Origin of the sequence: Bdellovibrio sp. HCB290 (assembly GCF_047305925.1) — a bacterium.
In the GTDB taxonomy this organism is placed as follows: Bacteria; Bdellovibrionota; Bdellovibrionia; order Bdellovibrionales; family Bdellovibrionaceae; genus Bdellovibrio.
This window is the reverse complement of record NZ_CP178620.1, coordinates 2,350,679-2,373,670: the sequence shown is the minus strand read 5'-3', so window position 1 is coordinate 2,373,670 and position 22,992 is coordinate 2,350,679. Positions and strand designations below refer to the sequence as shown.

At 46.5% G+C, this 22,992-nt stretch carries 26 protein-coding genes; 15 read left to right on the top strand and 11 right to left on the bottom strand.

The features are described 5' to 3' along the window. The first annotated feature begins 3 nt into the window (after positions 1-3). Genes ACLVWU_RS11715 through ACLVWU_RS11700 form a run of 4 tightly spaced genes read left to right on the top strand, consistent with a single transcriptional unit; the run spans position 4 to position 2,913 of the window. Positions 4-837, top strand: coding sequence for a TatD family hydrolase (locus ACLVWU_RS11715; protein ID WP_413574903.1), 834 nt, complete (start codon positions 4-6; stop codon positions 835-837). Positions 838-858: 21 nt separating this feature from the next. Further along, a complete protein-coding gene (locus tag ACLVWU_RS11710) occupies positions 859-1,749 on the top strand; it encodes a ThiF family adenylyltransferase (protein ID WP_413574902.1) in 891 nt (296 codons plus the stop codon). Further along, entirely contained in the window at positions 1,746-1,880 is a 135-nt protein-coding gene (locus ACLVWU_RS11705) for a hypothetical protein (RefSeq protein ID WP_413574901.1), read from the top strand. Before ACLVWU_RS11710 ends, ACLVWU_RS11705 begins: the two co-directional genes overlap by 4 nt. Then, a complete protein-coding gene (locus tag ACLVWU_RS11700; protein WP_413574900.1) occupies positions 1,852-2,913 on the top strand; it encodes a class I SAM-dependent methyltransferase in 1,062 nt (353 codons plus the stop codon). Before ACLVWU_RS11705 ends, ACLVWU_RS11700 begins: the two co-directional genes overlap by 29 nt. 30 nt (positions 2,914-2,943) lie before the next feature. Here ACLVWU_RS11700 and ACLVWU_RS11695 read toward each other — a convergent pair whose 3' ends face one another. Continuing rightward, a complete protein-coding gene (locus tag ACLVWU_RS11695; RefSeq protein WP_413574899.1) occupies positions 2,944-4,062 on the bottom strand; it encodes a hypothetical protein in 1,119 nt (372 codons plus the stop codon). A 220-nt stretch (positions 4,063-4,282) separates the two neighbouring features. Between ACLVWU_RS11695 and ACLVWU_RS11690 the strand changes: the two genes are divergently transcribed. Genes ACLVWU_RS11690 through ACLVWU_RS11680 form a run of 3 tightly spaced genes read left to right on the top strand, consistent with a single transcriptional unit; the run spans position 4,283 to position 5,662 of the window. Beyond that, positions 4,283-4,666, top strand: a complete 384-nt coding sequence (locus ACLVWU_RS11690; protein ID WP_413574898.1) for a hypothetical protein — start codon at positions 4,283-4,285, stop codon at positions 4,664-4,666. Positions 4,667-4,718: 52 nt separating this feature from the next. Continuing rightward, a complete protein-coding gene (locus ACLVWU_RS11685) occupies positions 4,719-5,141 on the top strand; it encodes a hypothetical protein (RefSeq protein WP_413574897.1) in 423 nt (140 codons plus the stop codon). Positions 5,142-5,152: 11 nt separating this feature from the next. Beyond that, on the top strand, positions 5,153-5,662 hold the full coding sequence (locus ACLVWU_RS11680; RefSeq protein ID WP_413574896.1) for a hypothetical protein: 510 nt from the start codon (positions 5,153-5,155) through the stop codon (positions 5,660-5,662). 18 nt (positions 5,663-5,680) lie between these two features. On the opposite strand, the gene ACLVWU_RS11675 is transcribed toward ACLVWU_RS11680, so the two are convergent. Next, the gene (locus tag ACLVWU_RS11675) at positions 5,681-7,483 is read right to left on the bottom strand and encodes a hypothetical protein (protein ID WP_413574895.1); all 1,803 of its coding nucleotides are present in this window, start codon (positions 7,481-7,483) and stop codon (positions 5,681-5,683) included. 390 nt (positions 7,484-7,873) lie between these two features. Between ACLVWU_RS11675 and ACLVWU_RS11670 the strand changes: the two genes are divergently transcribed. Next, a complete protein-coding gene (locus ACLVWU_RS11670; protein WP_413574894.1) occupies positions 7,874-8,845 on the top strand; it encodes a deoxyhypusine synthase family protein in 972 nt (323 codons plus the stop codon). Positions 8,846-9,029: 184 nt separating this feature from the next. On the opposite strand, the gene ACLVWU_RS11665 is transcribed toward ACLVWU_RS11670, so the two are convergent. From ACLVWU_RS11665 to ACLVWU_RS11650, 4 genes are all read right to left on the bottom strand, one after another. After that, positions 9,030-9,314, bottom strand: coding sequence for an XRE family transcriptional regulator (locus tag ACLVWU_RS11665; RefSeq protein WP_413574893.1), 285 nt, complete (start codon positions 9,312-9,314; stop codon positions 9,030-9,032). Next, positions 9,311-9,595 carry a type II toxin-antitoxin system RelE/ParE family toxin gene (locus ACLVWU_RS11660; RefSeq protein ID WP_413578790.1) on the bottom strand — a complete coding sequence of 95 codons (285 nt, stop codon included), beginning with the start codon at positions 9,593-9,595 and terminating at the stop codon, positions 9,311-9,313. Before ACLVWU_RS11660 ends, ACLVWU_RS11665 begins: the two co-directional genes overlap by 4 nt. Before the next feature lie 197 nt (positions 9,596-9,792). Next, positions 9,793-10,644, bottom strand: coding sequence for an SDR family oxidoreductase (locus ACLVWU_RS11655; RefSeq protein ID WP_413574892.1), 852 nt, complete (start codon positions 10,642-10,644; stop codon positions 9,793-9,795). Between the two features lie 115 nt (positions 10,645-10,759). Beyond that, positions 10,760-11,248: an SRPBCC family protein gene (locus ACLVWU_RS11650; RefSeq protein WP_413574890.1), complete on the bottom strand. Its 489-nt coding sequence runs from the start codon at positions 11,246-11,248 to the stop codon at positions 10,760-10,762. Between the two features lie 189 nt (positions 11,249-11,437). Between ACLVWU_RS11650 and ACLVWU_RS11645 the strand changes: the two genes are divergently transcribed. Continuing rightward, entirely contained in the window at positions 11,438-11,893 is a 456-nt protein-coding gene (locus tag ACLVWU_RS11645) for a hypothetical protein (RefSeq protein WP_413574889.1), read from the top strand. Between the two features lie 48 nt (positions 11,894-11,941). Here ACLVWU_RS11645 and ACLVWU_RS11640 read toward each other — a convergent pair whose 3' ends face one another. The 4 genes from ACLVWU_RS11640 to ACLVWU_RS11625 form a co-directional block, all read right to left on the bottom strand. Then, complete coding sequence (locus ACLVWU_RS11640; RefSeq protein WP_413574888.1) at positions 11,942-12,388, bottom strand: hypothetical protein; 447 nt, start codon at positions 12,386-12,388, stop codon at positions 11,942-11,944. Further along, on the bottom strand, positions 12,372-13,601 hold the full coding sequence (pgaC, locus tag ACLVWU_RS11635; RefSeq protein ID WP_413574887.1) for a poly-beta-1,6-N-acetyl-D-glucosamine synthase: 1,230 nt from the start codon (positions 13,599-13,601) through the stop codon (positions 12,372-12,374). Before pgaC ends, ACLVWU_RS11640 begins: the two co-directional genes overlap by 17 nt. Next, positions 13,598-15,238 carry a poly-beta-1,6-N-acetyl-D-glucosamine N-deacetylase PgaB gene (pgaB, locus tag ACLVWU_RS11630; protein WP_413574886.1) on the bottom strand — a complete coding sequence of 547 codons (1,641 nt, stop codon included), beginning with the start codon at positions 15,236-15,238 and terminating at the stop codon, positions 13,598-13,600. The genes pgaC and pgaB overlap by 4 nt, the downstream gene beginning before the upstream one ends. Positions 15,239-15,445: 207 nt before the next feature. Further along, on the bottom strand, positions 15,446-16,372 hold the full coding sequence (locus ACLVWU_RS11625; RefSeq protein ID WP_413574885.1) for a lytic murein transglycosylase: 927 nt from the start codon (positions 16,370-16,372) through the stop codon (positions 15,446-15,448). A 145-nt stretch (positions 16,373-16,517) separates the two neighbouring features. Between ACLVWU_RS11625 and fucP the strand changes: the two genes are divergently transcribed. The 4 genes from fucP (at position 16,518) to ACLVWU_RS11605 (ending at position 19,526) form a co-directional block, all read left to right on the top strand. After that, a complete protein-coding gene (gene fucP, locus ACLVWU_RS11620; protein ID WP_413574883.1) occupies positions 16,518-17,771 on the top strand; it encodes an L-fucose:H+ symporter permease in 1,254 nt (417 codons plus the stop codon). A gap of 85 nt (positions 17,772-17,856) precedes the next feature. After that, on the top strand, positions 17,857-18,288 hold the full coding sequence (locus ACLVWU_RS11615; RefSeq protein ID WP_413574882.1) for a hypothetical protein: 432 nt from the start codon (positions 17,857-17,859) through the stop codon (positions 18,286-18,288). Positions 18,289-18,293: 5 nt separating this feature from the next. Further along, the gene (locus tag ACLVWU_RS11610) at positions 18,294-19,088 is read left to right on the top strand and encodes an MOSC domain-containing protein (protein ID WP_413574881.1); all 795 of its coding nucleotides are present in this window, start codon (positions 18,294-18,296) and stop codon (positions 19,086-19,088) included. A 102-nt stretch (positions 19,089-19,190) separates the two neighbouring features. Continuing rightward, the gene (locus ACLVWU_RS11605; RefSeq protein ID WP_413574880.1) at positions 19,191-19,526 is read left to right on the top strand and encodes a hypothetical protein; all 336 of its coding nucleotides are present in this window, start codon (positions 19,191-19,193) and stop codon (positions 19,524-19,526) included. A 55-nt stretch (positions 19,527-19,581) separates the two neighbouring features. Here the strand turns inward: ACLVWU_RS11605 and ACLVWU_RS11600 are convergent, their stop codons facing one another. After that, positions 19,582-20,664 carry a hypothetical protein gene (locus ACLVWU_RS11600; RefSeq protein WP_413574879.1) on the bottom strand — a complete coding sequence of 361 codons (1,083 nt, stop codon included), beginning with the start codon at positions 20,662-20,664 and terminating at the stop codon, positions 19,582-19,584. A 135-nt stretch (positions 20,665-20,799) separates the two neighbouring features. On the opposite strand from ACLVWU_RS11600, the gene ACLVWU_RS11595 reads away from it, so the two are divergent. Together ACLVWU_RS11595 and ACLVWU_RS11590 are read left to right on the top strand one after the other, a co-directional pair. Continuing rightward, on the top strand, positions 20,800-21,492 hold the full coding sequence (locus ACLVWU_RS11595; RefSeq protein ID WP_413574877.1) for an SOS response-associated peptidase: 693 nt from the start codon (positions 20,800-20,802) through the stop codon (positions 21,490-21,492). Between the two features lie 84 nt (positions 21,493-21,576). Continuing rightward, complete coding sequence (locus tag ACLVWU_RS11590) at positions 21,577-22,935, top strand: MFS transporter (RefSeq protein WP_413574876.1); 1,359 nt, start codon at positions 21,577-21,579, stop codon at positions 22,933-22,935. Positions 22,936-22,992 lie beyond the last annotated feature (57 nt).

Genomic DNA, 22,992 nt, shown 5'->3' with positions numbered 1-22,992 from the left:
ACAATGGTGGCTTTTGGACGATGGATCGATGCTCACGGACATTTGGCAGATCAACGCTGGGACGGCCAGCAGGCAGAGATCATCGAAGCAGCCCAAGCCCGCGGGATCCACTTTTTCATGCAAGGGGGCGTGGGCCCCGAGGACTGGGAACGTCAAAGAAGGCTTAAGGCGCAATTCCCACATCACATTGGTCTTTGCTATGGCGTGCACCCGTATTGGGTGGCTGATCACAGCGACGAGGAGCTGGAGGTTGCAATAAACCTTCTTGCCCAGGAACTGCCTGAGGCCATGGGGTTGGGGGAGGTCGGTTTGGATTTTCGCCCTCATATCATGAAGGATTCTCAAGAGCGGCAAATCACCGCTTTCGAGGAACAGTTGGAACTGAGCCACATTGCCAGTCGCCCGTTGGTTTTGCATCTGGTGCAAGCGCACGAACCTTCGCTTACGATCATGGACCTGTTTGGACTGCCTCCGCAAAAAGGCATGGTACACTCCTTCAATGGAAGCTGGGGCAAAGCACAGGATTTCCTGAAAAGAGGGTTGTACCTTTCTGTCGGGGGCCCGGTGTGTCGCGAAGACAATCAAAAGTTGCATCAAGCCGTACGTGAAATCCCGTTGGAGTTTTTATTGATTGAAAGTGACAGCCCTGATCAAGGCCCGCCGGCCTATCAAGGACGTCTAAATCCACCTGAATCCATTTGGGAGGTGGCAAAGACTATAGGGAAGCTAAAATCCCTTGATCCTTTGGAAATATTAGATATCACTACGGGGAACTTTCACCGTCTTTTTGGCTCGACCGATACCATTTTCCAAGGCCCCAAAGACAGCGTGCATTGATCCCTTTAAGGGGCAGGATAAATGGATACTACTGACACTCAAACACCGACAGCACCGACACTGAATCAAAACCCGCAACAACCGCCGGAAACAGAATACGTTTTGCACCGTCGCTTTGATCGCATGGGACGTTTGGTGGGCGATGCCACGATGAAGAAACTGATGAACACGCACGTGATGGTGGTGGGCATTGGCGGAGTCGGTTCCTGGGCGGCTGAATCTTTGGCGCGTTCAGGTGTAGGTCACATCACTGTTGTCGATTTCGACGAAGTTTGTATCACCAACACCAATCGTCAATTGCACGCCATCCAAGGCATGGTCGGTAAGAAAAAAGCCGAAGTCATGGGCGAGCGTCTGCGCAAAATCAATCCGCAGATGAAAGTCACAGTTATTCCAGAATTTTATAATGCTGAAAATTCTGATCGCATGCTGGCGATCAAACCTGATTTCTTGATCGATGCTATCGATAATTTGACGGCGAAAGCCCACTTGTTGGCGACGTGTGTGAAGGAAAACATTCACGTGATCACCTCTGCCGGTTCTGCGGCAAAAATGGATCCACTTCGTATTCAGAAAAAAGATCTGGGTGTCACTCACACTTGTCCATTGGCGCATCAGCTGCGTAAAATTCTTCGTCAAAAATACGATTTCCCGGAAAAAGAATTCGGAATTCCTTGCGTGTTCTCTGATGAACCTGTGATGATGCCGGAAGAGCTTACGTACGATAAGGGCATGGGCTTTAAATGCGTGTGCCCTAAGACCAATGATTTCCACGGTTGTGACAACCGAAATATGATTTACGGTTCCGCAAGTTATATCACAGGGGCGTTTGGTCTGGTGATGGCATCACACATTGTGAATGAAATTCGCGCGGCAGTGGCCGCAGCAACTCAAGAGGGAGCAAAAGCATGATCGTAGCAATGTGGTTTACCATGGTGGGACTAGTGATCGTTGCGGGGCTGGTGCTCCTGGGTTTAACATTTAGACATTGGGCACAAACAAAGAAGGTGACCAATGCCAAAGAAGCAACTCCTGCGAAATAAATTAAGTCTGGGCTATTCATTAGCCCGTTCTGCGCACTTTACCGCGCAACAATTCACTTTGCCTTTACTTGAAGCTTTGGTGACACGGTCGATGAAAGATCGGCCGTCTGTTGAACTCAAGAACATCAAAAAATCCTACACGGAACTTTATAAGCTTTTAAAAAAAGACACCGACAACATCGATAAAGGTCTTTATCCGCTCGAAGTTCTATATCCTGAAAACCTGGCCAAGCACGCCCTTCGTTATCCTAAAATTTTAATTGATGGTTTGCATATTTCCCGGCGCCGCCACGAGCACGAAGCCAAGGAATTCAATCAGGAAGCACGGGAATATCTGACAAATGTGCCAGAGTACTATCAGCGTAATTTCCATTATCAAAGTGGCGGTTACCTGACTGAAAAGTCCGCTGAACTTTACGAACATCAGGTGGAGATTCTTTTTGCTGGGGCCGCGGATGCCATGCGTAGACTTATCATCCCCCTCGCCAAGGATGTTTTCTTGAACGAGGGCGCGGGACTTAGGTTTTTGGAAGTGGGAGCTGGAACGGGGCGTTTGACCCGATTTATGAAGCTCGCTTTTCCCAAAGCTCACATCACAGTTCTGGATCTAAGCGAGCCCTATTTAAAGCAGGCTCGCAAGAACCTGTTAAACTTTCGCGGCCTGGATTTCGTTCAAGGAGCTGCGGAAGAACTGCCTTTTAAGGATGCACATTTTGACTTTGTGTATTCCTGCTTTCTTTTTCATGAATTACCTGCAGATGTTCGGGATGGAGCTGTTTTAGAAGCCATGAGGGTGATTAAACCCGGTGGTTACTTCGGTTTTGTCGACTCCCTACAAAAGGAAGAGGCCAAAGACCTTGAGTGGGCCTTAGAACAATTTCCTAAGGACTTTCACGAGCCATTCTATAAGAACTACAGTCTGCACCCTATGGAGGATTTACTGCAGGCTGTGGGTTTTTCAGACCTGCGTAAAGACACGGGGTTTTTCAGTAAAGCTGTGTTGGCTCAAAAGCCCGGAGGAGTTAGTAATTGATGGCTGGCGTGAGTCGAAGATGGGAATGATTTATTTTTTCTGACTGATATTGAGCGTAACCGCGAGCGAATAGAAGCCACAGCCAAATTTGACGAGGTCAGGATTTTTTTCTTTTAAACGCTTAAGCGATTTCTTCAATCTATCATGGAGCAATTCCATCTCAATGTCATCGGGCCAAAGTGCCGCACAGAGGGATGCACGATCCTTACGTCCTTGAGATAAGAGAATCAAAATCTTTCCTTCCAGCGAATCACGTTTTAAGGAAACCGTTTTTCCTTCATCAGTTTTAAGAATGCCTTCCGTGGGATACCAAACGTATACGCGATCGGTGATCACGGCGGACTTGTCAGCCATTTTATTTTTCCACACAGGTGGAATGACTGCAAAGTCAGTCAGGGACGGCATTGCAGATTTGGAAATCTTGGCCCTTACCAAAGCGTGAGCAAACTGCACACGGCTTTCAAAAGGTCCTAGTAAACCATGAAAGAGCGCAGCCGCTTCGTCGGTGCGTCCCATTTCAAAAAGGAGGTCACACATCTGTAGCGTGATCAGTTGGTAATCTGAGATAGGACCAGATTTTTTCAAATATTTCTGCGATTCTGTTGCCGCCTCAAAAGCACTAGGCAAATGCCCTCGGCGTTCCAGCAGATAAGACTTTTGCCGTAAGATCATTCCTAAAATTTTATCTGCCTCAATTCGATGGGCGAGACGCTCTAAATGGGAAAGGTGCCCCTCTTCCTGGGCTTCGTCCAGTGCTTGGGAATTTAGTAATCCGATATATTCATTGTATTTGGCCAAAAGAGCTTTTGCTGCAAACTCCTCAGGGGGATAGAGCTCTGCTGCTTTTTTGAAGAACGACGCGCCACTTGTAAAGTCTTCACCGTAAAAAGCATTAAGACCTTTTACAAAATAAACCTCCGCCTTAATGAGCGGGTCCGTAGTTTGATTTTCATTTAGGAATTGATCGCCCTGAGAGAGTCCTTTGTTCTGTTTGTAATGCAGACGGGTGGCCAAGAGTCTTCGCAGCAGCTCCGTTTCCGGCGCTGGTGTCAGTTCATTTAATCGGCGCATATCCTCAATAAGATGCTCGGCTTCCCGGAGGGAGCCTAACTCTAGGTGATCTAATGCTTTTAAATAGCGCGCTTTCATCTTCGTCCTCAGAGTCTGCCATTAATTGTCCATCGATCGTCAACTTGCTGACGATCCAATGGTGCCTATAAGTGTTGCCCATGGGGCTTATAGAGGAAGAATGCAAAGGCAGCGCCAGTCGAGTGTCTCATTTTTAGACAGTTTCTTCCCCATTAGTCCCTGGAGGAGTTTTTGGGAAGGCGATAAATTCCTTCCTGTTGAACAAACAAAGGAGATCAGAATGAATAAACTCTATATTTTTGTACTCTTGACGGTACTTGCGTTCGTAGGGACGGAAGGTGCCCTGGCAAAACCACATTATAATGCCTCTCAAAAGTACCTGTGCGATGCCGCCGCTGCTCAGATGGCGCAATATCCAGATAGGGCGGCGCAAGTATGCGAGGGGTATCCTGGCTGTCGCTACATTGCGCCCCAAAAAGTAGGTGGCGACTGTGTGGCCCGTGACCCTCGCACGCGTCACCAAGTACAACCTCTCTGCAACGCTGCTGCGGCAATGGCAGCAAATACGCCGGAACAGCTTCCACGTATCTGCGAAGGCTTTCCAGGGTGCGAATATATCGAACCATCGTGGTCGTCATATATAGGCAAATGTGTACCACGCTAATTTCGTCCGAATCAAAAACCCCAACAAATAAGTTTTTAAAAAAGGAGTATTTATGAAAAGTATTATTGCACTGGCAGTTTTTCTTGTGACAGGTCTTGCTTATGCTGGCAACGGCGATATTGATTCCGCTGAAGGCACTTACAAAACCGGTGGCTTTCTTTGTGTTATCGATCCAGGTAAAGGTCCTTATAGTGGGAATTATTTCTCCGGAAACATCGATGGAGAAGCTCAGCTTACAAACCTGGTAATGAAGTATTCAAGAAGAGAGGCTCATCTTGAACAGTATGGCCTGGTTTCTGTCGGAAGAGGCTTTGAATTGAACTTGATCGAGCATCTTGAAGACGACTCAACAATTATCAAAATCCAGGCATTGAAAGGCCACGGTCGTTCCAAGGCCACTTTTGAGATCCGCAATGGTGAAGTGGTCAGTAAGCACTCTGGCGTATGTTACGTTGATTTCAAAGCTGGTATTTAACAGGAGATATCATGAAAAATCTTATTCTTGTGCTATTGGCACTTACTATTCCAATGGGCGCTCAAGCAAAGTATCCATCATTCTTTCAAGTTTGTTACATTGACAGCAATTCGGTAGTTGGAGCGAACTACCGCATAGATGGACGACCAGAAGAAACAAGAATCTGGGGCTCCTCCGACGGCGGCATCAGGAAAAAAATATTAGCAGCTGCAGAGCAGGCCGGTGTTTGTCCAACTAATAACAGAAGACCAATGCTGAAGGCTCAATATGATCTTTGCCTGCCAAGCGTCACAAGAGACATCCCACCATTTTTGGTTCCAAGCCAAGTTCACTGGAAGGTTGAAGGGGGGAAATTTACAAATCTTGCAGACCGTACGGTTGAAAGCGAGACGACAACTCTGTTTTCCCCGCAATACATGTCGTTCTCAAATCGAAAGGCCAAAAAGCAGTATCTTGACGGTTTAAACCGTTTAGTAAGTGCTGGAGTTTGTCCGGCAGTTTCCTTAGATATCGTTGACTAAAGAACAGGCTTGGGAGCTTTAAATTCCCAAGCCCATTAAAAAGGACCGGGTTTTTTCCGTTTCGGGCGTGTCTAAATCGAAATCAAAATGAATTGCGGCTTTCTTAAAATCTGTAGTGCCTACGTTGCAAGACTTGTCGATGCTGGTGATGTTAACTGACCAAGTGCTTGGTAGTTCATAGACCATGCGAATGTCCGCTAACGGGTGTCTGTAGACGCGCTCAAAGCCGTAGTTTTTTCCAGAAGCTGAAAACTTGCAGCTTCCGACCTCCAATTCGACCTCCGAGGTTTCACGAAGATCTTTTACTTTCATCGCCAAAAAGGATTTCCCCGAGGTACGTAGAAGCGGAGTGGAAAGGCTAAAGCTCATTTGATTACTTTGATCACAGGAAAGTTGAATATTATTGGTTAAGAGAGAACCTTGATTAAAAATAATTCCCCTTGGCATTCTGACGCCGTCATTCCATTTTTTTATCTGGGATTCTGTTACCTGTTGAATTAAAGAAAACCAGGCTGATTGAGGATTCTTGATATAGTCCGAACATACGGCCTTCTTGACGTTTTCAAGAGCTGATTCAGAAATTAATTTGCTTTTTTTCTTGCTGGCGCTTACGCGGATGTAGTTCATCAACTGATCCAAATTGCGAAGGGGAAGTACTTTTCCCTCAACAATATAGGCGACGTACGTAATTCCATTGTTGTCGGTAACACCGGTGCGAGTGCAGGTGGACGTGGGGACGTGTCTGGAGTCTGTAAAGAACGGCGAGTAGATATAGTTCCTGCTGTCTTTAATAGTACCGCCACCATCGCCCCAGTCACCACCGCGACTTCCACTGAGGGATTCAATTTTATCTTTCTTGATATATTTCTTTACGATTTCCTGAGTTGATTCGGAGCTGGCATCATCCAGAGTGCTTGTATTCGCATAGTCCCCATCACAGGCGTTTCTGAAGGAAAGGCCTAGCTTTTTGGAGGTGAAGTAGGGAAATAGACGTCCCGTATTTGGGTCGTATTTATAATCGAGATGTTCGGAGGGGGGCGCTTGTTTCGAAAGAATTTCCACAATTCCTTGTTCAATCGTCTCTGAAGGAATCAACAAGGAGAGCTTTCTGAATGACTTTGTTTTACTCACCATACCTGTAAGTAGGTTGTTATATGTGCTGACGTCTTTATCAAGGTATTCAAAAACCGGGGACCCGCTCATGCCGGGACGAACACCTATCGTCAGAAAATGGGGATTGAATTGATAAAATGGATTTTGCATGCCTGCGGTGACATTTTTACTTAACAGAATTTGATTGATAAAGTCCGCTTGTTGTAACTCATAGATACCCAGATCTTTACGGACCAGAGGTGCCCATTTGAAAAAAGGACCTTCAATCCTCTTTTTAGCGAACTCCGTATTCTTAAAAAATGGATGCATCAATGCAAGATGTTCATAAGTATCAATATCTTTTTTGTCTGAGCCGTAGGCAGTCTCCAGATAAGAGCTTCGGCGGGAAGCGGGGTTATCTGAAAACGAGTTCGGATTTGTGGTGTTTCTTTCGCGAAGCAGAGGTTGCACTCTTCTGACGGCTGCGGCGTGAGGACCTTGGGGAAGCTTAAAAAATGGCGCAAAAGATACACTGCTTTTGGAAAGAGGCTCTAAGAGTGCAATGTCGCGATTGGTATCTAATCCTACGACACGCATTTCAATAGCCTGGTTATTACAACGGGCAATCACTCGGGATGATCCAACAACTCCATGGGCAACGGTTAAAATATAGTTGCGATTGTTGGGGGCCCAGTGAATTGTAGTGCCAACAAACTCCTGAAACTTCATGGTCTCTGAATTTGTCTGATAGAGCGAAAGAAGCTGGGGCTGAATGCATGTGTTTTGTGCGTCCGATTTAGCATGGACCAGCGCCGCCGAAAAATGGCATAGCGCCGTCAAGGTTAGTGACAGCAAGGTAAACTTATAACGGGGTAGGGCCCTAAGTTCATTCATAACTTTCTAGTGGTGCAAGCCTCAGTCCCGTCTCATTTTGAGAATCTGCAGCAGCAATAGTCGATTGTGGTTAAGCTAGAAATGATGCGCCGCGCTGGTGGGCGCAGGTAGGCGGAAAAACCGAAGTAATTCCCCTTGTTTGAACTTACACAAAAGCCATTCTCTGCTTGAGTTTTTGCTTAAACATGCTACTTTTGCGCCTCTTCGCATTAACAGGAGCATGTCATGGGACCGATTTCTCAATTTATCGAACATCACTATCGTCATTTCAACGCCGCGGCACTTAAAGACGCAGCTGTTGGTTATAAAAAACACATCGATAATAAAGGCCAAATGCTTGTGACACTTGCAGGTGCAATGTCTACAGCTGAGTTGGGTCTTTCTTTGGCTGAAATGATCCGCCAAGGTAAAGTTCATGCGATCTCTTGCACAGGTGCGAACCTTGAAGAAGACGTATTCAACTTGGTAGCTCACGATCACTACGTGCGCATTCCAAACTACCGTGATTTGACTCCGGCTGATGAGCAAAAACTTTTGGAAAAACATTTGAACCGCGTAACTGACACTTGTATCCCTGAAGAGGAAGCAATCCGTCGTATTGAAAACGTGGTTTTGGAATACTGGCAAGACGCTGATAAAAAAGGTGAGTCATACTTCCCACACGAGTTCATGTACAAAATCCTTCTTTCCGGAAAATTGAATCAGTACTTCCAAATCGATCCAAAAAATTCTTGGTTGTTGGCTGCTGCTGAAAAAAATCTTCCAATGGTTGTTCCAGGTTGGGAAGACTCTACTTTGGGTAACATCTTCACTGGTCACATCATCAAAGGTGACATCAAAAAATCGACTACTGTTAAAGGTGGTATCGAATACATGAAAACTTGGGCAGAGTGGTACATGTCTGCTTCTAGAAAAGCTCCAGTAGGCTTCTTCCAAATCGGTGGTGGTATCGCTGGTGACTTCCCAATTTGCGTAGTTCCAATGTTGGAACAAGACTTGGGTCACGAAGACATCCCATTGTGGAGCTACTTCGCGCAAATCTCTGACTCTACAACTTCATACGGTTCGTACTCGGGTGCGATCCCGAATGAAAAAATCACTTGGGGTAAATTGGCTCCAACGACTCCGTCGTACATCGTTGAATCAGACGCAACTATCGTTGCGCCATTGATCTTCTCATACGTTCTAGGTCTATAATCGGCAAAGCGGTGAAAATGGCCCGTCTGACTTCGTTGTCGGGTCATCTCCTCGCTCCGACGGGCAAATAGCCCGCCTGCGCTGCGGGGATAACCCTCCGCCTCGCATCCGAACCATTTTGACCGCTTTGAAGAAGTTGGTCGTAAGATAAACCCCGGCTCAGAAGGCTGGGGTTTTGTTTTTTTTAGGCTGTTCTTTTTAAAACGATGTGGGCGGACAAGCCGACGGCATCAGCAAGTCGAAGTAGGCGGTCGATTGTTACCTTTTGCAGGCTTCCTGACAGTATGCCTGTGACGGCACTTCGGGGGAGTTTCGATCTGGATGCAACCTCGGTATGGGTTAAGTTCTCATTTTCAATGACCTTGGATACAGCCAATATAATTTGAGCTTTCATAACCGCTTCGTTGCCTTTGGCAGGGGATATGCGGAGCATTTTTGCCAGTTCGTTTCCAGAAGACTTCTTTTTCATACGATAATCTCTTTCAGTCGGCGTTTTGCGAGTTCCAGGTTCTGCCGAGGAGTTGCTTGTGATTTCTTAACAAACGCATGCAGCATAGCGATTACTCCGTTGCCTACGAAGACATAAATAACTCGATAGTTTCCCGAGCGATCTTTAAGGCGTAGTTCGTGGACACCAGATCCGATAGATGGCATTGGACGTGATAACGGCATGGACAACTTCATTCCCTGATCGAGTCGAGCCAGTGCATCTGCCAAATCTTCTCTGATCTCCACGGGAAACTCAAAAATCTCCCTCTCGCATTTCTTCAGAATTCAGATCAAAATCAACCTCAGTGTCTCATATTTAAGACATTAAATCCATGGATGATTTTGGGTGTTGCAAAATGTACCAACAATCTACGAGCCGTTAGTTTGTTTCTGAAATAGGATTTGTCCGCCTAGGAGTAGTGAATCCACCGCCACGGTGGCGGTGGATTTGGGTAAGTTTATTGAACGGCTTTCTTTACGGCGGATTCTAAAGTTGTTAGCGGACGGCCGATTAGTTTTTTTAGGTCGTCGCGGTTGGTGTAGAGTTCTCCGCGGGAAATTCCGACGTCGGAGTCGGCCAGGGCTTCAGCGTAGGGTGTTGGTAAACCGAAAGACATCAGAAGTTTGGCGTATTCTCCTGAGGGCATGTTTTTGTATTCGATCTTTTTACCGCTGACCTTTGAGACCACCGCTGCAAACTCAGGCATGGTGAAGGCGTTGCCTCCAAGTTCATAAATTGCGTTTTCAGCAGTATTGCCGGTAATAACCGCGGCGGCTGCGGCGGCATAGTCAGAGCGGGTGGCGGCGCTGATTTTTCCGTCTCCGGCGCTGCCAACGATCGCGCCATTTTGCAAAGCACTCTCCAGGCGTTCTGTGTAGTTTTCTATGTACCAGCCATTTCTTAGGAAGGCGTGGGTGATGCCAGAGTCTTTAATCATTTTTTCCGTGGCTTGATGTTCTTTTGCCAAAAGTAATTTGCTGGAGTCGCTGTTTAAGATTCCGGTATAGGCAATGAATTTTACATTCGCCTTTTTTGCAGCATTCACAATATTAGTGTGTTGCGGAATTCTGGCGCCTACTTCACTTCCGGAAATGAACAATAGTTTTTCAACACCCTGTAGGGCATTGACCAATGACTCTGCATTTCCATAGTCGGCCTCACGAACTTCGAGGCCCTTTGAAGACAGGTCCTGGGCTTTGTCTTTATTTCTTACGACAGCTACTATTTGATTCGACTTTGTACCCTTATCCAGAAGTTCCTTAATTGCCAATAAGCCCAAGTGTCCGGTCGCTCCAGTGACTGCGATCATAGTGTCCTCCAGTATGTGTGAATGATTTTATACTTTCGCGCTGAGGAAGACGACCGAGATATTAAAAGACATATACGGCCAAAGAAAAGCTGCACCGATAGGTGCAGCCATTAAACTAACGAAGACTCTTCATCAGCTTTTCCAATTGGTCAGCACAGATGCCCCAACCTTGGTGAAAGCCCATTTCTTCATGCTTCTTCCGATCAGTTTCATCCCGGTGCATGGCAATTGCAGTGTATTTGGTTTTTCCGCCGGCTGCCGGTTCCATTAAAATAGTTGCGGTAAAATGCAAACCCGCACCGGATTCAATACTTGCTACAGGTCTGAAATCAGGCAAAAGACAATCAGTCCAAGTTAATTTCTTGTTCGGAACAGTTTCCAAAAAGCAGCCTGCATTCGGAAACTTTTCACCTTCAGGTGATTGCATAATAGTTTTAAAAATGCCGCCGGGGCGTAAATCAACTTCTGCTTCGGTGACTTTCCAAGGCTCTGGGCAAAACCATTTGCAGATAAGATCTGGGGTTGTCCAACCCTTCCAGACTTCTTCAGGCGTTAAATCCAAAGTGCGTTCAAGAACCAAATCAAGTTTGCTATCGATTTTCACAACGAACTCCTTGTTTAAAAAATTCAGTTTCAAAAGAATACTTTAAAGATTGTGCAGATCTATTTCAAACGCCAAAGAAATTTAACTGGACCCATAATTGTTAATGATCAAATTCAAACCATTACTCGACAGGTTGAAGAAGTGGTTGTGATACTATTGTTCAAAAATTTAATCTTCAGGGGGATTTTCATGAAACAAATCGTTCCAGTATTGTTAGCAGCATTGATGTTTTCTATCGCGCCAGCGCAGGCGAAGCCCACCGAAGATGCTAAGAATCGCGAAAGCCTGACTAAGATTGTGCCTGCTGGAAACATCGTCCGACAGGATGGTCACGAATACAAACTGACGACTTCAAAAAACACGTTGATGGAGGTTGAGTTCAATCGCGACGGCTCGATTGATGAAGCCTCTGGAGATGCGGCCGGTGCAGGGGATGTCTTGGTGCCAGGGGAAGGCAGAAAAACTTTGGAAGAGGTTGTTAAGTCTTTGAATGTTGCGGGCAAAAAACCATCGGGTGATTGGTCTTTCAAGAAGTCCTTCATACATGGTTGGATTTATGAGGTCGAAGGTTTTGAAGGCGGTAAAAAGATGGAGTATCTGGTCAGCGCGAAAGACGGATCACTGATTAAAGAAAAACAGGACTAAGGATTCAACTAAATGCCGTACCCTTTTAGGTACGGCATTCATTCGGTACTAGAAAGCTTGCGGAAGAAGTGCCAATCCAGGCTCTTCGGACATTTGAGACGCCACTGTGACGTGTACGGTTTGATTTTCAGAGTGAAGGACAGAGGCCACTTCATTGCGAGTCATAACCTGGCAGGCAAGTCCCGCTGCCGGGAAATTCAAATCAACCACTTTGCCGCTGCGGGCCTGGGCCAATTCAAACTCAGACCACTGAACTGCGTGTTCACAAGGGATCGTCTTTTTCACGGGTTTGTAGTTGGAGAAACGAACCACGACCAACATGCCGACGTAAATACATACAGCCATCAGCGGTGACAATGAAATCAACGTCAGATGGTTGACGATGTTTAGTTTTTCTTCTGTGTTATAGAAGAAATCAAAAACAGCCAAGCTGCTGCCGACAATGAAAACCACCCACAATGCAAGGGTGCTAGTTGTTTCAATTATTTTTCGCATAAGTAACTCCACCGCGGTCGGGACTAACCCAAGAACTGAATTGGCGTTTCGGCCCAAAAAGAACCTTAGGAATCGCCACAAATAAAACAAAACTATTAATCATCCAATAAGCAAACGGATACCAAATCGCCACGAAGCCCAGGCCGGAGTCTTTTTCGTAGCGACCGTGCAGGAACATGCCCACCACGAACTGTGTGAAGCTCATGATGCCAGTTAGTAAAATGGCATAGTTCAAATTGATTTCATGCAGGTTCGTACCAAAAATCGCGAAGCCAATAGTAACAGGCAACATAAAGGCCCATAGCACAGAGAAAATGTATTCCAAAAGAATCAGACGCAAACCCGTGTCGCGACCATTCAAAACGGAGCGACCGTGTTTCAGGATCACTTCAAAACCACCTTGGGCCCAACGCAAGCGTTGCTTCCAAAGACCTTTCAAAGTGTCTGGCATCAACACATCACATTTCGCTTTTGGTTCATACTTCAAAGCCCAACCGGAAGTTTGCAGCTTCCAACTGATACCCACGTCTTCAGTCACAGTGTCAGTATCCCAATAGCCAACGCTTTCAACAGCGGATCTACGGAACATCACCAAGACACCTGACAAAGCAAACAGACGTCCCAAAGACTGGTGATAGCGTTTGATCATACCGACCAACGCCGAAAATTCACCTACCTGAAGACGGCCTACAAGTGTGCCGCGGTTTTTTACGCGCGGATTGCCAGTCACACCGGCAACGTCAGGATTTTTGAAATGCTCCATCATGATTCTTGGTGCATCCGCTTCAAGTTCAGAGTCCGCATCCAGGCACAAAATGAATTCATGTCGGCTTGCCATTGCACCCAAAGTCAAAGCCGCAGCTTTACCGCGATTTTGTACAAGGTTAATGACTCGCATATTCGGGCGAGAGATCGCCAGTTTTTCAAGTACTGCTTGAGTCTTGTCACGGCTGCCATCATTGATGGCGATAATTTCGCATTTATCCGCAGGCAGAATATCCAGGGAGCGAATCGTCGCTTCCGCTGTTTTTTCCTCGTTAAAGCAAGGAATCAGGATCGTGTAGGATTGTTCTGAAAATTCAGTCAATTCCTGACGTTTGCGCTCACGCTTAAAGTAGAACAGCATTGCGCCCATGATCCAGATCAATGGCAGTACGAATGGAGTCGTCAGGAACAGGAATTTAAAAATGGCGGGTAGATATGATAAAATCATTTCGCCTCTCCCCGTGGATGTTGTGGGATGGTTGGAAGCACCGAGAACAGATTTTTGAAATCCTCATCCGGCGCGTACCCTTTGAAATTCACATCGAAAAACAAATTCAAATAACCCTGAGCAATCAGGTGGGAAGCATCGTGCTTATAGTCCTTCGGTAGCGCCACAATCAATTTTGCTGGAGTGCTGCCTGGGGATTTGTCTTTTTCCAGTTGCTGAGGAGTGATCACCGCAAAATCAAACAGGTCTGGATCCACGTTTTTTTGGCCGATGATTCCAAATTGCAGTTGCGGACGGATAGAGCGAGCAGACGCAATTAAATCAGCGAATGGAATTTGCTTAAGATCATCTTTGCCGGAAACTTCAAAGAAGATCCCGTCAAAATCCGTATACTTCGCAAGATCACGAATGGCACCCTTTGCAGAGTCAGTGTCTTTAATAAACGAGCGCGGCAGATGAGCATAAGTATATAACACTCGAGCGCGGTTTTTAATGGTATGAGCCGCACGGCTTAGGTAGTCACCGCGAACTTTCAGATGTGTGGTCAGGAAATAGGCTTCGCCAGAATCAGATACAGCCTGCAACATCGCTGCATTCGGTCCCAACGAAAAAGTTTCTTCAAGCAGGTCACCCAATACTTGCTCAGTATCGCCTTCGGATTTTTTCCACAAGCCATCAAGATCCACGCGGATCATGCGCAGCGGGGACTTATCGACAAAAGCATGCTCTAAAGCTGTGGCAAATTTGGAAATGTCCATATCCGCCAAAACCAGTCCGCGACCAATTTGAGAAATATCACTGGCGTAGTTTAAGCCTGGTGCCAGGCTCATTTGCGTTGTGTGGCCTGTGGCTTTTGCAGCTTTGCTTGAAAGCTCATTGTATTTTCCGTACGGCCAAACCACGACAGTGTTGTCGATGCCCAGATTCTTCTTGATGACTTCGTTGTTCTTTTTAAGATCCGCTTGGATGATGTTCGCGAACTCTTCCTCAGACTGATACGCTTTGGTTGCGGCATCGTACTTAAAGTAGCTCGCCATGGCTGCCTGATTGCCCTGAGGATTGAAGACTTGTCCCTGATGAAGATTGTAAGAGTGCGAAACCACCTCTACCAATCCGGATTTCATCATTTCCTTAAGCTGCTTCCAGTTGGACATTTTTGGATTGGAATCCTTAAAGCCGTAATCTGGAGCCGCGCCCTCTTCAGTCCATTTGCCGACGATCGCGAAGACTGCTTTGAATTTATAGGTCTTCAAAAGCGGATAAACGTTTTCATAAAAAGAAACCAAACCGTCATCGACAGTGATCAGAACTGCTTTCGGTGGAAGAGTCTTTTTGCCCTGATTGGCGTCGCGAACATCCTGCAGGCTGATCACGTTGTAGTGGGCTTTCAGATATTCGAACTGCTCTACTAAATCTTTCGTGCGGATGCTGAAAGAGTTGCCGATAAAACCGTTGTTCACATCGTGATAGCACAAAGCTACGAATGAGTTTACCGGAGTTTCAGGAGTCAGAAGGGGAGAGTTCGGTACTTGCGTTTGTGCAAATGCACTGCAGACCGCGAAAAGCGATGAAAGGAGGAAAAATCGGGCTGATTTCAGCATCAATTTTGGAAGGCTCACGTCATGGACGGAATTCATTTTTCTTTCACCACTTGGGCACTACGCCCGCTATATTTGTGGCAAATCTGTAATCCAAATTGTACTGGGCGTCAATGGTTCAAATGAGCCCTTGTGCGACTCTGAAAAGTTCCTCGCAAACGGGGTCGGTTGTAATATTCGGGATGGCCCTTAATGCTTGGCGGGGAAGACCCCGATTGAGGTGCTCCTGAGGGGTGTGAAATTATTCTACTGGCTGGTGGCCGTTTTGTTTTCCAGAGGGACCGGCGGTAGGGGTGGTACTTTTTGGGAGATGTTTAAGATCCCAGTCGCGTAGTCCCGGCTGTTGTTATATTTCATTAGGGCAGTGACCTGAGCTTCCAGGTTCTTTTGCTGCCAGCCACTTTGTTTTAGGTAGTTCGCAACACTCATGATCGCATCCGCCGGGGCTGAAAGATCAGGGGTGGCGTCAGGCTTTATCGAGGCTGAAAAATCACGATAGCTTGAAGGAATAAATTGCGGCAGTCCGAAGGCCCCTGCGTAAGAACCACGCAATTTTACCAGGTTCAGATGCTTTTTCTTACGCACTTCAGCTAGGGCGATCAGTTGCTCTTCCGCCCATTTGGATTTGCTTTCCACGCGTTTTTGCATCAACGCCACCAGTTCCGGGCGTTTATATTTTTTTACTGCTTTGTTTTTTTCTAGAGCCATCTGCGTCAGAATTTTCAGGTTCTCGGGATTGCGGGACTGAATCAGATGCAGAAAAACACTTACGATGTGAAAAGTGCCGGTGTCTTCACCATGACGAGTTTCAATCCACAGCAGGGAAGATACCACTTCTGCCGGCACACCAAACTGTTGTTGCGCAGTCTTAAAGGCCTCGGTGTTTTCTTTGATAAAGGTCGCAGCTTTCTTAACGGCTTTGGGATCAAGCTCGGTCAGGTGAGCACCTGACGGAGTCAGAAAGCCCAACAGATTCAATGAAACCACTCGTCCAAAGGATTTTGGTTCGTAGTTTGCGATGGATTCTTCGGTGAAGGACTTGGAAAAGCCAAAGCGAAGCATGTATTGACGAAGCCAATCGGCATCTTGTGCTTCAAGGTCCTTATGCGTTGGGGCGGCACCTGCAACACTGGCGGTGAGCACTGTAAAGATCAAAATTAGTAGTGTTCGCACAGTAAAACTCCTGACCCCTTCAGATTCCCTAAAGCTCCATGCTAGTATAATTGGATCTTGCTGGCTTCCCCAGAAATAAAAACGGACCCGAAGTCGCAAAGACTAAGGTCTTGTGCCCCAAAACAAGCACTGCTACGCTCATCGTATGAATACTATGAATGAAGCTCAGCGCAAGAAGGCCTTGATCATTGTTTCCTCCATTTTCTTTATGTGGGGATTTTTAACCTGCTTAAATGACATCTTGATTCCACATCTCAAGGGAGTCTTTTCCCTTAGCTACACCGAGAGCGCTTTGATTCAGTTCACGTTCTTTGGGGCCTACTTCATCATGTCTTTGCCGGCGGGATTCCTGGTTGGCAAACTTGGTTATAAAAACAGCATCAGTGCCGGACTTTTTGTTTCAGCCCTGGGGGCCTTTTTGTTTTTACCGGCAGCAAAAATGGAGTCCTATCCTCTGTTTCTTTGCGCACTGTTTGTGTTGGCTTCAGGGATCACTGTTTTGCAGGTTGCTGCCAACGCCTATGTGACTTTGTTGGGAACAGAAGAAACCGCTTCCAGTCGCTTGAATCTGGCGCAAGCGTTGAATTCACTAGGTACAACGGTCGCGCCAAAAATTGGTGGGTTATTTATTTTGTCGGCCACAGTATTAACCGCAGATCAATTGGCGGGAATGGGATTGGCCGAGCAACTCGCTTACAAAACTGAACAAGCACAAGCCGTTCAGGGACCTTATCTGGTTCTGGGATTGATTTTACTTTTGCTCGCAGTGGGTATGTACCTGCTAAAACTTCCAAATCTGCAGGACGAGAAAACAGCAGCTGTGAAAAATGAAGCCACCTTTGCGCAAGCCTTCAAGCATCCGAATTTGGTTCTGGGAGTGATTGCATTGTTTTTGTACGTGGGGGCTGAAGTATCTATCGGAAGCTTTCTGATCAACTTCATGGCTCAATCAGATATCATGGGAGTTTCTGAAAGCTCAGCTGCGGGGCTTGTACCGATTTATTGGGGCGGCGCTTTGGTGGGACGCTTTGTCGGGGCCTTTTTGATGAGAAAATGGAATCCCGCAAAGATGCTGGGAATTGCTGCAGCTGTGGCTTCTTTGTTGGTTGCGGGAGCTGTGTTAAGTACCGGGCCGGTTGCTGCATGGACGTTATTGGCAGTGGGTTTATTTAACTCAATCATGTTTCCGACGATTTTCAGTTTGGGTATCCGCGGTCTTGGGGCTGCGACCGAAAAAGCTTCAAGTTTACTTGTGATGGCCATCGTGGGTGGAGCGATTATTCCTTTAATTCAAGGTGTAATCGCGGATCGCGTAAATTTGCAGCACGCCTTTGTTCTGCCAATGGTGTGTTACTTGTTCATTTGCTTTTATGGATTCAAAGAAAGCAGAAAAAATTAAGTTTTGGGATGCACTGCGGAACCACAGCAGAGGTATTTGACTGCCAGGGTTGACTGCGAATGCCCTGGCGCCGTCTAATAAATGCATGAGAACTTTAAATGCACTTATTATTTTCGCAGCTTTGATTCCTTCCATTTCATTTGCCACTCGTTTGTCTGATGGGAAAGACCATCACAAATTGTCTGGCAAAAAAATCATGACGACTTTGGATAAAGGTTTTCACTTCAATACAGAAGCCCCAGCGGGTTTGTACATTGATGGCGAAATGGGTGCGATTGAGCCTGCAAAAAAAACTGAAAAATTGATTGTGTTTGATGCTTCTAAAGCTAAAGACAAATCTTTTTCCATCAGCTTTTACGTCTGCGATGATGCTGAAACAGTGTGCGAGTCTCACGAAGTGGCTTTGAAAATCGAAAAAAAGAAACTGGTGAAAGTTTCCCGCGAACAAGTTCCTATGGTGAAGCCAGAAACGGGTGCACCAGTTCCTCCTCCTGCAGATCCTAAATCGGTTCAATAATCGTTATGCAAGTTTCGGAATTAAGCATTTATCCATTAAAGTCGGGCAGGGCACAAAACTTGTCCTTGATGAAGATCACTCACGAGGGGCCTGAGGGCGATCGCGAGTGGATGCTGGTGGATGAAACTGGAAAGTTCGTGTCACAGCGTACTTTGCCGAAGCTTGCGACTGTCAATGCGGTCTATGAACCCGCATCTCTGACGCTGGCCTTTGAGAAAATGTTCTTTAAAATCGGCCGAAAAACTTCTTTCAGCCGCGAAGTTAAAGTGCAAGTTTGGAATGACTCATTCACAGCCGCTCTGGAACCTGATCTTTATTCCCAGGCATTGTCCCAGTACTTGGGTGTGAATGTACGACTGGTTCGCTATGCTCCTTTTTCCCAGCGCCGGGTCCTTTCCACCAATAAAGAGTGGAAGCCGGAAGTTCGCTTTGCCGATGGCAGACCTATTTTGTTGGTAAATACTAAAAGTCTTGAAGATTTGAATTCCAAGTTAGCGACACCCGTGCCGATGAATCGTTTTCGTCCCAATATAGTTATTCAGGGACAAAAGGCGTTCGAAGAAGACTCTTGGAAAAGAATTAAAATCGGCAATGTGGTTTTCTCGCAGCCCAAATTAAGTGCCCGCTGCAAAATCACGACAATTGATCAACAATCTGGAGTCAGTCAGGGCGCAGAGCCATTGGCCACTTTAGCTACTTATCGCCGTGATGTTGGTAATAAGGTGAATTTCGGCACCCTTTGGATTCCTGAAAACGATGGTACCCTACAAGTGAATGACGCCTTAGAGGTTTTGGCCTAGCGATTTTAGGTCGTTCTAACGCTATCTTAACCGGAATCAAACAATTCAAAATGGTCTTTTAGGTTATAAGTGCCCTCGCAACTATAACCTTAAGGATTTTCGATGAAACACCTAATCGCTCTTTCTGCTCTTTTGATCTCTGGTCCGGCTTTCGCGGCTGAAACTGTTCAATGTCAAGGCTCTTTGAACTCTGGCACGCACGCTGCTTTTGAATTGCCTGCAACTGGCAATGCTACTTTGGCTTTTGACTACCGCGAATTCGTTATCGACATGAGCTGCACAACTTTCGCTGCAGACATTCCAGTGACTGAGTGTGTGGAAATCATCCCTGGCGGCAACAAGTACATCGTACAATTTGCAGCTGGCCAAGCGCACGTAGCGCAGGAAAGCAATGTTCCTTCTGTGAATGTAGTAAAAGGCACTTTGAACTGCAAATAGTTGAATAAAAAAAAGCCGCGGAGAGCGCGGCTTTTTTTTGCTGAAAAACTGTTGCTTAGTGCGGAACCAGTGTCTCACACATATAAGCAGCTGTGTAAGATCCCTCTGGCAAATTAGCAGCGAAGGTCACTGTCGTTCCGCTGATTGAATAACCCGTCGCAACCTTTTGGCCTTTTGTATCCACTAATGCGAAATCCAGTTCGCCATCTTTGTCGGCATCCACTGGGTTGCAACCCAAGTTTATTGATTTAACCAGTTCCACAGTTTTCACACCCATCGAAGTCAGGATGGAAGTGTAATCCGCCGCGCACACTGAACCCATCAAACCACCAGTCAGTTTTGCCATGGACTCATAGATCGGAGTCAATACCGCAGTTTTGCAGTTCGCATCGGTCGCAGCTCTTGCAATCGAGTTGAACATGAAGACCTTGTCTACGCCAAAGCGGGATTGAACCATTTTTACCAGGTTTTCCGGCACACTTTTTTCAGGTGTGGTGGCGCACTTACCATTGGAACACTCGTCTTCATCAGAGATCGCGATCACAACCAGTTTGGATTTTTCGCGAAAGAAATCCTGATTCGCTGGGGTATTTGCTGTGCGTTCAATTGCACGGTAAGCGGAGTTGATTGCGCGCTCACTACCATCACCCAGAAGGCCTACGTTGATTGCGGCAGAGAGTTTGGTTTGGGCATCATTTAAAGAGTGTTGACTTGCTTTAAGGACAAACAGACTGCCCGTATCAGAGTCAAATGGACGGAATTGACCGTCACCCCAAGCGCGGGCTGTTTTATCTGGCGCAGGAGTCGTTGTGCGCGGATCCGTTGTCGTCAAAGCGACATGCCAGTTGGCATCTTTGATAATATTCATGAAGCCGTTAATTTTTGATGAAAAGTTTTTTTGCTCTTCTGCCATGGAGCCCGAGTTATCGACCACGAATAGGATATCAATGTCTGCATTGGCTTTTACTTCCACGTTTTGGGAAAAGGCTTGAAGTTTAGTCCCAGGGACAGTGTTTGGTCCCCCGCCAGCTAGGGACGACAGATCTTGTGCTGCCATGAATTCGACATCTGGAGCGCAAGCGCTTAAAAGTAAGCAGGATGATAATGCTGAGATGACTCCAAGACTTTGAAATTTCATATATTCCCCCGATTTCATTTGTATATGCAAGGTGGGGGCCACTCGTGTACCACGTATATTTGATCCCACTGTAGAACTAGGAAACATCGTCTAAAATATGATGAGTGATTTCAGATGGAATCTTGAAAAGAGACAGTGAAGTCATCTAGAATTGCAGTCATGTGTGCAAGTTACGGAGCAGCGAGCGAATTCAATCTGTTACATAAGACCTACAAGGTGGAGCTTCCGCCGGTGCTCTTCGTTCCAAAACAAGTCATTTACCCTCATACTCAGGCACCCATCATAGTGCAGAAGTCCCAGAACCGCGAAATTCAGGCGATGAACTACTCATTGGTCCCTTCATGGTCGCGTACAAAAAAACCTAAGTTTGCGACTTATAATGCTCGTATTGAAGAAGTTTTAAACAAGCCTTCGTGGAAAAAACCCTTCGAATCCAGGCACTGTCTTGTTCCGATACAGGAGTTCTATGAAGCGGCGTATTCCGGGGACTTCGCAGGGAACTGGATTTCTATTAGCAGCGCCGAAGCTGAACTGCTGACGGCAGCGGGGATTTGGGATGTGTGGCAGGATCAGGAGTCAGGGGAGTTGTTAGAGTCCTTTGCGATTATCACGACCGAGCCCACTGCGGAAATTTTGAAAGCCGGCCATGATCGCTCGCCGTTATTTTTAAAGGCGGAAGCTTTTGAAGAATGGTTGGCAGGAAAGAAATCCGGAAACGACTGGGTGAGGTTCTTAAACTCTCATCGTGAATTTTCCGAACTTGAGTTCGCTGCGGGGGAAAAACTTAAAGGCTACACAGGGCAAATGAGTCTGTTCGACGACGAGTAGTCACATTAAAACTGGGTCATATTCTTTAATATCATTTGTGTCTTATCGAATAATTCTTAAAACTCGGGGCCATAGGGAGAATTTATGGCCACAACGACAGCAAATTCGCAGGTCTCGGAAAAAAGCAAAATCTGGAAAGTCATCGGTGCCTCCAGCGCCGGAACTTTGATTGAGTGGTATGACTTCTATATTTTCGGTAGTCTTGCGACGATCATTTCTGCGCATTTTTTTCCGAAGGGAAATGAAACCGTCGCGCTATTAAGCACTCTTGCGACGTTTGCGACGGGCTTTATCGTTCGTCCTTTCGGTGCGTTGGTGTTTGGACGTATCGGGGATGTGGTCGGACGTAAATATGCCTTCATGGTCACTCTGCTGATCATGGGACTTTCAACTACGTTAATCGGCTTGTTGCCAACTTACGAACAAGTGGGCGTGCTGGCTCCGATATTGCTTTTATTAATGCGCTTATTGCAGGGCTTGGCCTTAGGGGGCGAGTACGGAGGTGCTGCGACCTACGTGGCTGAACACAGTCCCGATGGCAAGCGTGGCTATTATACGAGCTTCATCCAAACGACTGCAACCTTGGGATTGTTCGTTTCCTTAGGCGTGATTCTGGCCACGCGCTTGGGATTGGGCGAGGAAGAGTTCAAAAGCTATGGCTGGAGGATTCCGTTCCTACTGTCAGTAGTGCTTGTGATTTTCTCGTACTTCATTCGTATGCGCATGCAAGAATCACCAGTCTTTATGCAAATGAAGGCAGAGGGTAAAGCTTCAACGCATCCTTTGCGCGATAGCTTCATGAATCCTGAGAATCGCCGCTTGGTGATTCTGGCGTTGGTCGGCGCCACGATGGGGCAGGGGGTTGTTTGGTATACGGGGCAGTTCTATGCTCTTTACTATTTGCAGACGGTGTTGAAGGTCGATTTCGTTCTGGCGAATAAAATTATTGCGATTGCACTGTTATTGGGAACGCCGTTCTTCATCTTGTTCGGTGGCTTGTCAGATAAAATCGGGCGCAAAAAAATCATCATGGCCGGTTGTGCTATCGCAGCGGTGTCTTACATCCCGATTTACAAAGCCATGGAATTTTACTCGGGCTGGGACGCTGCGAATCCTACAGCGACGCCACCAAATCCTGATGTCACGATGTTGGTGCTCCTGGTATGGATTCAGGTGATCTTCGTAACCATGGTATACGGTCCGATTGCAGCTTTTCTGGTGGAGTTGTTCCCAACGAATATTCGCTACACATCCATGTCCTTGCCTTACCATATTGGAAACGGGGTATTCGGGGGCTTGGTGCCATTCATAGGGACAGCGCTGGTGGCGAGTACGGGGAATCACTTTGCGGGGTTGTTGTATCCGATGACGATCGCGGTGATTACCTTCATCGTCGGGACTATCTTCATCAAAGAGCGTACTGATATTAAGTGGCATAGTTGATGGAAGTGCCGCCACGTTGGCGGTAACATAGTAAGACAATGGTACAAATAAAAAAAA